Below are 12,851 nucleotides of genomic sequence, written 5' to 3'. Positions count from 1 at the left end.
CGGCAGCCCTCAAACCAACCACCCGACAGGCGCTACGGGGCCCGGCCGCAGCATTGCTCACTGCCGCGGTCGCCGTCTCCACTGCAGTACTCCCTGCCCAGGCCGTACCTGAACCCAAAAATCCCGATTCGTCGTCAGCCCTTCATTCACTGAGGGCGCCCGTGACTGACGAGAATTTCTATTTTGTGATGGCAGACCGCTTCAGCAACGGCAACGCTGCCAATGACGACGGCGGCCTGGGCAGCGATCCGATGGTGTCCGGGTTCGATCCCACCGGAAAGGGCTTCTACAACGGCGGAGACCTGGCCGGCCTGCTGGACAAGATCGACTACATCCAGGGCCTGGGCACCACCTCCATCTGGCTGACGCCGAGTTTCAAGAACAAGGCGGTCCAGCCGGAGGACAAGTCAGCGGGTTACCACGGCTACTGGATCACGGACTTCACTCAGATCGATCCCCATCTGGGAACGAATGACGAGCTCAAGGCCCTCATTGACGAGGCCCACGCCCGCGGCATGAAGGTCTACTTTGACATCATTACCAACCACACCGCGGACGTGATCGGCTATGAGGAAGGCGCCCGGAAGACGTACGTTTCCAAGGACTCCGAGCCGTACAGGACCGCAGACGGTAACGAGTTTGATGACCGTGACTTCGCCGGTTCCGCAAGCTTCCCGGCGCTTAGTCCAGCCACCTCCTTTCCCTACGTTCCCGTGCTGGACAAGGGCGAGGAGAACCTGAAGGTCCCCGCCTGGCTGAACGATCCCACGCTTTACCACAACCGCGGCGACACCACTTTTGTGGGCGAGGATGCCTACTACGGCGACTTCTTCGGCCTGGATGACCTCTTCACCGAGCACCCCAAAGTGGTGGACGGGATGAAGGAGATCTACAAGGCATGGATCGCGGACTTCGGTGTGGACGGCTTCCGGATCGACACCATGAAGCACGTCAACGACGAGTTCTGGCAGGAGTTCGGCCCCGAGGTCCTCAGCTTCGCCAAGGAACAGGGCAAGGACGAGTTCTTTATGTTCGGTGAGGTTTTTGACACCACCAAGAGCTTTACGTCCCAGTTCACTACCCGCAACCAGATGCAGGCAGTCCTGGATTTCCCGTTCCAGGACGCAGCCCGAAACTTTGCCTCCAAGAGCCAGGACACCAGTGCCCTTGAATCCTTCTTTGCCGGCGACGACTGGTACACGGACGCCGATTCCAACGTCTACCAACTGCCCACTTTCCTGGGAAACCACGACATGGGCCGGATCGGCAGTTTCATCGCTGCGGATAACCCCGGCTCAACGGATGCCGAGCAGGTGGCACGCGACGAACTTGCCCACGAACTCATGTACCTCTCGCGCGGCAACCCGGTAATCTACTACGGCGACGAGCAGGGCTTCACCGGGCCCGGCGGCGACCAGGACGCCCGCCAGACGCTGTTCGCCAGCCAGGTGCCGGAGTACCTCGACGACGACCTGCTGGGCACTGATGCCACCCACGCCACGGACAACTTCAATCCTGGGCACCCGCTGTACTCCAAGATCAGCGAGCTTGCATCGCTGACCAGGGAACACCCGGCCCTGCGCGACGGCGCCCACCAGCACCGGTACGCTTCCGAAGGTCCGGGCATTTACGCCTTCTCCCGCACGGACTCTGAGGATCAGCGCGAGTATGTGGTGGCCCTGAACAACAGTGAAGAGCCGCAGTCCGCCGAGGTTCCCACCTATATCGACAAACGCACTTACAAAAAGATCTATGGGGACACAGGTGCCGCCCATGAAGTGAAGACGGCCGGCGATGGCAAACTCAGCGTGACGGTTCCGCCGCTTTCGGCTGTGGTGTACCAATCGTCGGGCCGCATCCCCCACTCCCAGGCGGCCCCCGCCGTCGAACTTCAGGAACCTGCCGCGGCGCCCGGTGACAACGGCCGCGTTAAGGTGACGGCCGACGTCGGCGGTACGTCGTTCTACGAGGTCACCTTCGAGGCAAGGACGGCAGGTGGGGGCTGGGTTCCGATCGGCACCGATGACACCGCGCCCTACCAGGTGTTCCATGATGTTGCGGCGATGGATACCGGGACAGGGCTGGAATACAGGGCCACGGTGCTGGACAACGGCGGCCATACCGCCAGCAGCCAGACCCGCAGTGCAACCGTTCCGGCACCGGTCCTGACCATCCAGAAACCCACAGAGGGCAGCAGTGTGAACGGCAACGTGGAGCTCAGCGCCGTCGCCGACCCTGAGAAGGCAAGCCATGTGGTGTCATTTGAGCGGAGCGTTGCCTCCGGCGAATGGACAGCGGTGGGTTCAGACGATTCCTCCCCCGTGTACTCCGTTGTGGATGACCTGTCCGGCCTGGACCTGGCGGACGGAACCGAGGTGCGGTACCGGGCTGCCATGAGCGGTACCGGCTTCAGCGTGGTCAGCGAACCACGGACGGTGACTGTGGGTGAGGCTCCCCAGCCGGATTCGGTCACTGTGGCGGGTTCGCTCAACATTCCCATGGGTTGTGGAGAGTGGAGCCCTGCCTGCGCACAGGCGATGATGAGCCTGGAACCGGTGGACAAGATCTGGCGGCTCACGGTTGACCTGCCGCCTGGCCGATACGAGTACAAGGCGGCGCTGAACGGCGGGTGGGACGAAAACTACGGGGCCGACGGAGTCTTCAACGGCTCCAACATTGTGCTGGATCACCCCGGCGGATCTGTCACCTTCCGCTACGACAACTCCACCCACCTGCTGAGTGCCGTCTACGCCTCCCAGCAGCCGCAGGCTGTGTCGGTGGCCGGAAGCCTGGGATCGGAACTGGGCTGCGTGGACGACTGGCTGCCCGAATGTGACCAGGCGCAGCTGATGCTGGATCCGGCTGACCTGGTGTGGAAGTTGCAGGTGGCAGGCCTTCCAGCCGGCACCTACGAGTTCAAGGCCGCTCTGGACCGTTCCTGGAACGTGAATTATGGAGCAAACGGGGTGCCGAACGGCGCCAATATTGCCTACAAGCACGACGGCGGCCCGGTCACTTTCCGCTATGACCACGCCACGCACGTCATCACCGCCGGCTAATTCCCTCCTCGGACAGGAGGGGAGCAACGTTTCCCCTCCTGTTTGCCTGGCTGGGCTTTATCTCCCTGAGCTTTCCCTAAGCCACTACGCCAGCCGCTCCGCGAGACCGCGCCGCAGGTAATCGATGGCTGCGGTCACGCGCCGTGGGGTATGCACCGCATCCGGGTAAACAGCGTGAATGTCCGCGGCCGGGGTTGGAACATCCTCAAGGACCTGCCTCAGCAGCCCTTGCCGCAGCATGGGGTTCACATGCCACGTGGAGCGCATCATCAGTCCCAGGCCCTGCAGGCACCACCCGGCCACCACTTCCCCGTCATCGCTGACCATATTGCCGTTCACCCGGACGTTCCGTTCCCGGCCCTGCTCCCCAAACCGCCACAGGGCATAGTCGCTGTTGTCCTGGCGCAGGATGATGCAGTTGTGCCGTTCAAGCTCGGCTGTTGTGGTGGGCGCACCCATCCGCTCCAGGTACTGCGGGGACGCGCAGACCACCCGCCGGCTTTCCGCAAGCCGCGTGAACTTGAGCTGGGAGTCTTCCAGGCTCCCCACCCGGATCCCCAGGTCAAAGCTGCTGCCCGCAATGTTCAGCGGAAGCGCGGACAGCTGAAGGTCAACCGAGACGCCAGGATGATCCCGAACAAACTCGCCCAGCAGCGGGGCGATATGGATCCGGCCCAGGCCAACCGTTGTATGCACGGCGATCCGCCCCCGAAGCTCACCGTATTTCTGCGAGATGCCTTCCTCAAGGTCCATTTTCTGCTGAAGGATGGACAGTGCCCCCGCAGCATATTGTTCCCCTTCCGGAGTGAGCGTGAGTTTGCGCGTACTCCGTCTGACAAGCTGGGCGCCGAGCCTCGATTCAAGCTGGGTCAGCCTTTTGCTGACGGAAGGCAGGGACTTTCCCCAACTCCTGGCCGCCTCCGTCAGGCTTTTTGATCGTGAGATCTCTTCGAAGAATTCGAGATCATCCACAGTTGACAGGTCCACGGGATCCTTCTTCTTTCAAATAGGGAAACAATGCCTTGCGAAAATCGCCGTTCTCAGTTTCTTGTTAACTCCTACACTGGTCGGACAGCAAGCACAATGCGGACGGGCTCAAAGCCGCCTGGACTGCCTCGCCTGAGTCGAAAGATGGACCCGATGAACCGAGCCGGAGCAGACAGTGTCGTGCGGGATCTGGAGCAGGATGGCGTGGAGGTGGACGCCAGCAGCCGCAGGCTGTCGGAGTACTCTTACGACGCGTCCAACTACAGGGTGCGTCCCCAAGCCGTCGCCTTCCCCCGCACCAGCCAGGACGTTGCCGCTGTCATCCGCGCCTGCCGGCGGCACGGCGTTCCCCTCACCAGCCGCGGCGGCGGAACCAGCATGGCCGGGAACGCAATCGGCACCGGCGTGGTCATCGATTTCTCCCGCTATATGAACCGGCTCCTCGAGCTGGATGCCGGCGCAAAGACAGTCAAGGTTGAGCCAGGCATTATTCTGACAACCCTGCAAAAAGAGATCCTGGCCGCCACCGACGGCGCTCTGACGTTCGCTCCGGATCCCTCCAGCATGGGGCGGGTTACTGTGGCGGGAGCCATCGGCAACGATGCCTGCGGCAATCACTCGGTCAGGTACGGCCGGACTGTTGACCACGTTGTTTCCCTTGAATTGATCACAGCATCAGGCCACCACGTGACCGCCGGGCCGGGAGGGGTAACGGCAGCTGACCCGACGGACGCGGCAGCTGTCGAAGAGGCCGCTCGGATCGATGCCGGCCTGAAGAAGCTGGCCGATTCCAATCTGGGTCTCCTGCGCACAGAGTTCGGGCGCATTGCCCGCCAGGTCTCTGGCTATCAGCTGGCCAACCTGCTGCCGGAGAACGGCTTCAATGCCGCCAAAGCCCTCGCCGGAAGCGAGGGAACCTGCGCCGTCATCGTGTCCGCCACCGTGAAGCTCGTTGACGTTCCTGCTGCAGCACTGCTCGTTTGCCTGGGATACAACGACGTTGTTGCCGCGGCGACGGATGTGCCGGAGATCCTCCGCTTTAACCCTGCCGCCGTCGAAGGGATCGACGACGCCATTGTCCAGACCGTGTTGGATCGGCGTGGACCCGGGGCTGTGGGGGCGTTGCCTGCCGGCACCGCCTATCTCTACGTCGACCTGGACGGCAGCAATCCTGCCGAGGTGCGGGCGAAGGCGGATGACCTCCTGAAAACCCTGAAGCAGCGGGGCAACGTGGTGGACGGCGTGGTGGTGTCTGATCCTGTGGAAAGGGCCAACCTCTGGCGTGTGCGGGAAGACGGGGCAGGGCTTTCCTCCCGCCTGGCCGGCGGTGTCCAGTCGTGGGCAGGCTGGGAAGACGCCGCGGTGGCACCCGAAAACCTGGCCGCCTACCTGGCCGACTTCACCAGCCTGCTGGCTGAGCATCAGCTACGGGGCGTGATGTACGGGCACTTCGGTGCCGGCTGCACCCACGTCAGGATCACTTTCGACCCCCGGACTGAATCCGGGAGGGCTGTGATGGACAACTTCCTGCGCGCGGCCGCCGATCTGGTCACCCGCCACGGCGGATCCCTCTCTGGCGAGCACGGCGACGGCCGGGCACGGTCCGCGCTTCTTCCCATAATGTACAGCCCGGCAGCACTGGCAGCCTTCGCAGCATACAAGGCAGTCTGGGACCGGGACGGAATCCTGAATCCAGGCATCATCACCGATCCTGCCCCTGTTATGTCCAACCTCGCGCTGGCGGCAACGCCTGCCCGTGGTTTCCGGACGTCCTTTGCTCTGGAGCCGGCCGCCGGCACGGGCCGGGAAGGGTTCACGGACGCAGTCCAGACCTGCATCGGCGTGGGACGGTGCCGGACCACTTCCGGCGTCGGCGTGATGTGCCCAAGCTACCGCGCCACTCGGGACGAAAAGAACTCCACCCGAGCCCGGGCACGCGTCCTCCAGGACATGGTCACCGGATCACTCACTGCCGAGGAAGGCTGGAAATCGGAGGATGTGCGGGAGTCACTGGACCTCTGCCTGTCCTGCAAAGCCTGCTCCACTGACTGCCCGGCCGGCGTGGACATGGCCACGTACAAATCCGAGTTCTTCGATCACTACTACGAAGGCCGCCTGCGCCCGATAGCCCACTACACCCTGGGCTGGCTGCCCACCTGGCTGAAGATCACCGGCCGGATCGCACCGCTTGTCAACGCGGCCCTGGCTTCCCCGCTGCGGCCCCTGATTGCCCGCATCTCCGGGATCACCACGCACCGGAGGATGCCGGACTTCGCCTCCCGCAAGCAGCTGCTGAAGGAGATCGGCGGCGAAACGGTCCGCGGCACCGCAAAGGCCAAGGCTTCTAAGTCGGGCCGGGCCGATACGGTCCTGTTCATCGACAGCTTTACGCGCGGTTTCCGCCCCTCGGTGGCCGGCGCAGCAAAGAGGGTCCTGGAGGATGCCCAGCGCACCGTGGAATGCAGCGCGGACCTGTGCTGTGGCCTGACCTGGATTTCAACCGGCCAGCTGGACACAGCGCGAAAGCTGCTCAACCGGACCGCCGAGGCACTTGACGACGGAACGGACAGGCCGATCGTTGTGATCGAACCCAGCTGCGCGGCCGCCCTGCGCAAGGACCTCCCCGAACTGGTTCCCACGGAAGCTGCCCACCGGGTCTCCCGCCGGATCCAAAGCTTCGCCACCGCAGTCATCGAACAGGCTAAGGCGGGCTGGCAACCGGCCAACGTCCCGTCTGCGGTGACCGTCCAGACCCACTGCCATGAGTACGCCGTCTTCGGTTCTGGAACGCAGGCCAATGCACTGGCAGCCCTGGGCATCACTACCGTCAAGGAAGCCACGGGATGCTGCGGCGTGGCCGGAAACTTCGGCTTCGAAGCGCAGCACTACGACGTCAGCATGGCTGTGGCCGAGCAGTCACTCGCCCCTGCCCTCCGCGGTGCAGCCGACGGCACACCCATCCTGACGGACGGCTTCAGCTGCCACATGCAGGTACGGCAAATCCTGGACAGCCACTCCAACGGCGCCTCCAGCCACCTTGCTGAACTCATTGACCCCAAGAACCAGGAACCGGCCCCTCGTGAGCTGGGCACCAGGCGGTCAGAACGCCGCGCGTCACGAGCCTAAGGCTTCCTGCACGGCGGCCAGGAGGGTATTGAACCGCGCGTTCCTCGGAAGATCGTCAAGCAAGACCGGGCGGCCGTCTGGGCCGCCCAGGGGCACCTGCCAGTTCGGGTACAGCGCTTCTGTTGTCCCCGGCTGGTTCTGGACACGGCGCTCCCCCATGGCATCAACCAGGGCAACACCCAGCAGGACCGACGGCGTCTGGGCAAGCAGGCGGTGAAGCGCCACCACCGTTTGCTCCTCGCTTTCCGGCAAGACTGCTCCGGCACCTGGACCGCGGGAGGAGGCCGCACTGCCCTCAGGAAGCAGCCCGCGCTCCCGCAGCAGGCCCATCATCTTCTCCAGGGTGGCCAGGTGCTCGGTCCGCTCGGCTTCTTCAGAGCGCTCCAGCAGGCCAAGGCGGCTGCGCAGCTCCACGTGGTCGCCCGCCAGGTATCCCGCCGTGGGCGGCAGATCATGGGTGTTCACGCTGGCAAGCGCCTGCTTCCGGTACCGTTCCGGCGGGAGCGGCGAATCGCCGTCGTTCTCGAACCACAGGATGGACGTGCCCAGGATGCCTCGGGCGGCCAGGTAGTCACGGACCCAGGGTTCAAAGGTTCCCAGGTCCTCGCCAATCACCACTGCACCAGCGCACTGTGCCTCAAGAGCCAGGATGCCGATCAGGGCTTCATGGTCATAGCGGACATAGGCGCCGTCCCGCGGGGAGTTTCCGGCGGGCACCCACCAGAGACGGAAAAGGCCAAGCACATGGTCCACCCTGATGCCGCCGGCGTGCCGTAGAACAGTGGAAAGCATGTTGCGGAAGGGCGCATAGCCGGCTTCGGCGAGCCGGCCAGGGTGCCACGGCGGCTGGTTCCAGTCCTGGCCCAGCTGGTTGTACATGTCCGGCGGGGCACCCACGCTGATTCCCGGCGCCAGTACTCCACGGAGGGTCCAGGCGTCTGCGCTGCTCAGGTCCACTCCAACCGCAAGATCGTGGACCACCCCCAGTCTCATTCCGGCCCGGAGGGCAGCCTGCTGGGCGTTCTCCAGCTGTTCGTCGCAGATCCATTGCAGCCAGCGGTGGAAGCCGATCCGGTCCGACAGCTTCTCCCGCAGGCCCTCAGCCTCGGGCTTCCCCAGGGCCAACGCCGGATCCGTCCAGAAGGGATCCTCCGGTCCGATGTCCTCCCTTACGGCGGACCACAGGGCGAAATCGTCAAGTCCTGAGCCGGACATCCGGCAGAATTCGTCAAACGCTGCCTGCCGTGTGGGTGACCGCCTGGCGTGGTAGAGGAGTTCCAGGGCCTCCAGCTTTGCCGCATAAACGGTGTTCCTGTCCAGCCGCTCGCCGTCCCTGTTCAGCCCTTGGACCTGTTCCAGGAGCCTGTCCACAACGGCACGCCTCCGCGGCTTGAGATATGCCAGTTCAGGAATGTCTTCCACGCGGATATACAAGGGATTGAAAAAGCGCCTGGTGGAGGGCGAATAAGGCGAGGGTTGGACAGGAGGAACCGGCTCGGCGGCGTGGAGCGGATTCACCAGGACGTAGTCGGCCCCGCGCTCCCCGCTCAGTGTGGCCAGATCGGCCAGATCCGCGAAGTCGCCGATTCCCCAGGATCGCTTGGAGCGCAAGGAATAGAGCTGGGTTGCCAGGCCCCAGCCGCGGCGCTGCTCAAGGGGTGTGGCCGTGGTCAGGCGGGCGGGCACCACCACCAGCGTTCCTTCCGCTGTGTTCCCCTCAGACTCAGCTGAGAGGGTATGCCAGCCCAGGGGCAGATCCTGCGGCAGCGCGAAGGTGGCCCGGCCAGTCAGTAATCCATCCACGTCCTGGGGCTGAATCCAGACATCCTGCTGGATGGCCTCCACTACTGGAGGCTCTGCCTTTTGCCCGGGGCCCGCTGCGTCCTCCAGATGGATGCTGAGCTTTGCCGTGGCGCCATCGCGTACATGGACCGGGACCAGCGCCATTTCCCCCTGCTGGACCACGACGGCGGGTGGCAGCATGCGCCGCCACGGCGCCAGTTCCGCCTCGGCCAGGGCAGCCTCAATGAGTTCGTTCGTATGCGCCGGAACGCCGAGCGCAGCAAGCACTTTGATCAGGGTCTCCGGGGCCACGCTGTGCGGAAGGCCATCCCACCCCTGGAACGAAGTGCCGACGCCATGTGCATCTGCCAACCGCTGGAGCAGGTGGCTATCAACAGGGCTCTGAGCTGGAACGGAAGCGCGGCCTGCAAGGGAATCATCCCCCGCAAGGGACGATTGACCTGGCGCTCCCTGACCTGTCACGGACGCCTCACCTGCGGCTTCACTTGGCGCTGGACCTGGCACCGGACCTTGGCCAGGAGCGTCCCCCGGCATTCCGGGAAATTCCGTGTACTGGTGGTCTGGAGCCTTCATGGATGTCCGCCTCGTCTGGTGTGATGGGCCCGAACTTACACTGATGCCTGTTGCACCGGGCGCCGGCATACTCCGGCACAACTGCTGGTTCCGATTATTGCAGGGACGCGGCAGGGGCGCTCAGGTCCGTTGACTTGTCTTGCGGACATAACCTACGGTTCCTCACACTGACAACGTTGTCTATTACGGTAGGCACGCGCGATGAAGGGCGACCCCAACGATATGCGGAGCAAAAAATCTCCAACAATCCGGGCGTGTTCTGCGCTCACCCTGGCAGGCCTGAGCCTTGCCGCCGCTCTGGCGGGAGCCGGCCCATCCCAGGCACTGGCCGTGCCCAGAACCCCGGTTGACCCCGTCAACGTGGCACTCAACGGAACAGAGACGGCAGGGGGCGAGCAGTACCGGCCGGGCATCCACTTCACACCCCAGAAGAACTGGATGAACGATCCGAACGGGATGGTCTTTCATAAGGGTGTCTATCACCTGTATTACCAGCACAATCCGTCCGGCAATACGTGGGGCAACATGTCCTGGGGCCACGCCACGTCCACGGACCTGACGCACTGGACTGAGCAACCGCTGGCCATCGCCACCGATGACCAGCAGGACATCTTCTCCGGAAGCGTGGTGGTGGACAAGGACAACACCACCGGCTTCGGCACGGCCGAAAACCCTCCACTGGTGGCAATCTTCACCAGCGCCTACAAGGACGCTTCCCCCTACAAGGGCCTGCAGGCACAGTCACTCGCCTACAGCCTGGACGATGGCCAGACCTGGACCAAGTACGGTGCCAACCCCGTCCTCAACCGCAATTCCGCGAACTTCCGGGACCCCAAAGTCTTCTGGTACGAAACTCCCGGCGGTGGCGGCTACTGGGTCATGGCCGTCGTCGAGGCCACAGACCACAAGGTGCTCCTCTACAAGTCCGCCAACCTCAAGGACTGGTCCCTGCTCAGCGAATTCGGGCCAGCCAACGCAACCGGCGGGCTCTGGGAATGCCCGGACCTGTTTCCGCTGGCAGTGGACGGCGATCCCGCGAACGTCAAGTGGGTCATGGTGGTCAACATCAACCCGGGCGGCGTGGCAGGCGGATCGGCAGGCCAGTACTTCGTGGGCAATTTCGACGGGACCACCTTCACCTCGGAAACAACCAAACCCAGTGACACCCTGCCTGCCGGGACTCCCCTGGCCGGGTTCAATGACGGCACCTACAACGGGTGGACGGTCAACAACGAGCCGGGCAACTGGAAGAACGGCCCCTTCGGCGATGCTCCGGCGGCAGGAACGCTCCCGGGGCAGAACACCGTCACCGGCTTTGCCGGAGCCGGGCTGATCAATTCATTCAACGACGGCGACTGGCCGCTCGGCTCCATGAGCTCCCCGGCGTTCACCGTCACCAGCGACTACCTCAACTTCCTGGTGGGCGGCGGCCAGCATCCGCGTGTCTCGGACAAGCTCGACAACACACCACCGGCCGGCGAGCTGCTTTTCAACGGCTTCGAAGGTGCGGACGGTTCCACACTTGCCGACGCCGGCTGGACCGGAACGGACGATTTGGCGCCCGCATTCCAGCCAGCTACCGCCGGAGGCGACTACTACATCGGCGCCAAGCGCATCAATACGTTCGAAACCGGGGGCGCTCCCGGCGACGACAGGCAGGGAACCCTGACATCGCCGTCGTTCACGTTGTCCAAAAACTTCATGAGCATGCTGGTGGGCGGCGGGCACAGGGCTGCGGAAACCGGGCAGACCCTGCAGGCCCAGCTCCTGGTGGATGGCAGCGTGGTGCGCAGCCTGGCCGGGGACGACGCCGGCCAGCTCAACTGGAAGGGGTGGGATGTTTCGGAGTTTGCCGGAAAGACCGCCCAGCTGCGGATCGTGGACCAGGCCACCGGAGGCTGGGGCCACCTGACCCTGGACCACGTGATGCTCACCGACCAGGCCGCCGTCCCGCGCTCGGACGAGACCACCGTGAACCTCGTGGTGGACGGGGATGTGGTCCGCTCGGCAACCGGCGCGAACAGTGAAGTCCTGGACTGGGCCTCGTGGAACGTTGCTGAATTCAAGGGTCGGCAGGCCAGCATCAGGGTGGTGGACAACAACCGCTTCGGCTGGGGGCACATCCTGGCTGACGAATTCATTGCCTCGCCAACCGCGGCGGCACCCCGGTTGCAGAGCTATGACTGGCTGGACTACGGCCGGGATTACTACGCCTCCGTCTCCTTCGCCAACATGCCGCAGGACAAGCGGATCATGCTCGGCTGGATGAACAACTGGGACTACGCCAACACCATCCCCACCTCACCATGGCGCAGCGCCATGTCCCTTCCCCGCGAGGTGGCACTGACCCAGACGGCAGCCGGCCCGCGGCTGACCCAGAAGGCGGTGAAACAGGTTGACTCCCTGGGGACCAGGGTGGGCTACGCCGAAAAGCAGGCACGGGACATTGTGCCGGGCACCACGGCGCTGCCGGCCGCTGCCTCCGGCCAGGTACAACGAATTGATGTGACATTTGCTCCCGGCACCGCCGCGAAAGCCGGAATCACCGTCCTGGGGAGCGGCACCACGTCCACGGTGATCGGCTACGACCAGGCAGCAGGGGAGGTTTACGTAGACCGGCGGAACTCCGGGAACACCGCCTTCCACCCGCTGTTCACCTCGGTGGACTCGGCGCCCGTGACGCCCGACGCCAACGGCAACGTGACGCTGCGGATCTACGTGGACAGGTCCTCCGTTGAGGTCTTCGCCCAGGGCGGCCTCCGGACCATCACCGATCAGGTCTTTCCCGAAGCCGGCGCCCGTCAGGTGGCGCTCTTTGCCGACGGCGGAACAGCCCGGTTGAAATCGATCACTGTTACTCCGCTGGATTCTTCGATGTTCAGCGGACAGACCAAGCCGGTGAAGGACCGCTAGGCCCCAAACACCGGAGCAATCCTGGGCTTGTCCGCGATTCCCCGCCTTCATGGGGCGGAATCGCGGACAAGCCTATGTCTGGGGCTTGGGCCTCAGGCGACCGGCTGGAGCCAGGTCAGCACGGAGCCGTCCTCCTCGATGTGGCCTGAGAGCTCACCGTTGAACCGTGCGCCGTAGTCGGCGCTGATGTGTTCCTGGAACGCGGCGTCGTCCTGGTAGACCTCGAAGACGAAGTACTCGCGGGGGTTTGTTTCCCGGGTGTAGGGCAGGAACAGCTGGTTGCCCGGCTCCCGGCGGACATGCTCGGTCAGTTCCTGCATCATCTCGGCCACCCGGGCCTCGCTGCCGGGTTTGACGGTAAATTCGGCGTACAGCGTTTTGGTCATGGAT

The 12,851-nt window shown here is 64.2% G+C and carries 6 protein-coding genes; 3 read left to right on the top strand and 3 right to left on the bottom strand.

Features of this window, described 5'->3' with window-relative positions; genetic code table 11:
* Positions 1-161: 161 nt before the first annotated feature.
* A complete protein-coding gene (locus M1E17_RS02105) occupies positions 162-3,059 on the top strand; it encodes an alpha-amylase family glycosyl hydrolase (RefSeq protein WP_457965122.1) in 2,898 nt (965 codons plus the stop codon).
* Positions 3,060-3,143: 84 nt separating this feature from the next.
* Here the strand turns inward: M1E17_RS02105 and M1E17_RS02100 are convergent, their stop codons facing one another.
* The gene (locus M1E17_RS02100; protein ID WP_457965120.1) at positions 3,144-4,046 is read right to left on the bottom strand and encodes a LysR family transcriptional regulator; all 903 of its coding nucleotides are present in this window, start codon (positions 4,044-4,046) and stop codon (positions 3,144-3,146) included.
* Positions 4,047-4,190: 144 nt separating this feature from the next.
* On the opposite strand from M1E17_RS02100, the gene M1E17_RS02095 reads away from it, so the two are divergent.
* Entirely contained in the window at positions 4,191-7,172 is a 2,982-nt protein-coding gene (locus M1E17_RS02095; RefSeq protein ID WP_457965119.1) for an FAD-binding and (Fe-S)-binding domain-containing protein, read from the top strand.
* Here M1E17_RS02095 and malQ read toward each other — a convergent pair.
* On the bottom strand, positions 7,161-9,548 hold the full coding sequence (gene malQ, locus M1E17_RS02090; protein WP_457965117.1) for a 4-alpha-glucanotransferase: 2,388 nt from the start codon (positions 9,546-9,548) through the stop codon (positions 7,161-7,163). The genes M1E17_RS02095 and malQ overlap by 12 nt on opposite strands.
* A 438-nt stretch (positions 9,549-9,986) precedes the next feature.
* Between malQ and M1E17_RS02085 the strand changes: the two genes are divergently transcribed.
* Positions 9,987-12,461 (top strand): GH32 C-terminal domain-containing protein, encoded by a 2,475-nt coding sequence (locus M1E17_RS02085; RefSeq protein WP_457967938.1) that lies wholly within the window; start codon positions 9,987-9,989, stop codon positions 12,459-12,461.
* A gap of 92 nt (positions 12,462-12,553) precedes the next feature.
* On the opposite strand, the gene M1E17_RS02080 is transcribed toward M1E17_RS02085, so the two are convergent.
* Positions 12,554-12,847 carry a putative quinol monooxygenase gene (locus M1E17_RS02080; protein WP_457965116.1) on the bottom strand — a complete coding sequence of 98 codons (294 nt, stop codon included), beginning with the start codon at positions 12,845-12,847 and terminating at the stop codon, positions 12,554-12,556.
* Positions 12,848-12,851 lie beyond the last annotated feature (4 nt).

The sequence above is a fragment of the Arthrobacter sp. D1-29 genome, assembly GCF_054130585.1.
This window is presented reverse-complemented; position numbering and strand designations above follow the sequence as displayed.

Excerpts from the sequence above, each read along its gene's own strand:
- M1E17_RS02095 (WP_457965119.1), top strand. The coding sequence starts at position 4,191 with ATGGACCCGATGAACCGAGCCGGAGCAGACAGTGTCGTGCGGGATCTG.
- malQ (WP_457965117.1), bottom strand. The coding sequence starts at position 9,548 with ATGAAGGCTCCAGACCACCAGTACACGGAATTTCCCGGAATGCCGGGG.
- M1E17_RS02085 (WP_457967938.1), top strand. The coding sequence starts at position 9,987 with ATGAACGATCCGAACGGGATGGTCTTTCATAAGGGTGTCTATCACCTG.
- M1E17_RS02080 (WP_457965116.1), bottom strand. The coding sequence starts at position 12,847 with ATGACCAAAACGCTGTACGCCGAATTTACCGTCAAACCCGGCAGCGAG.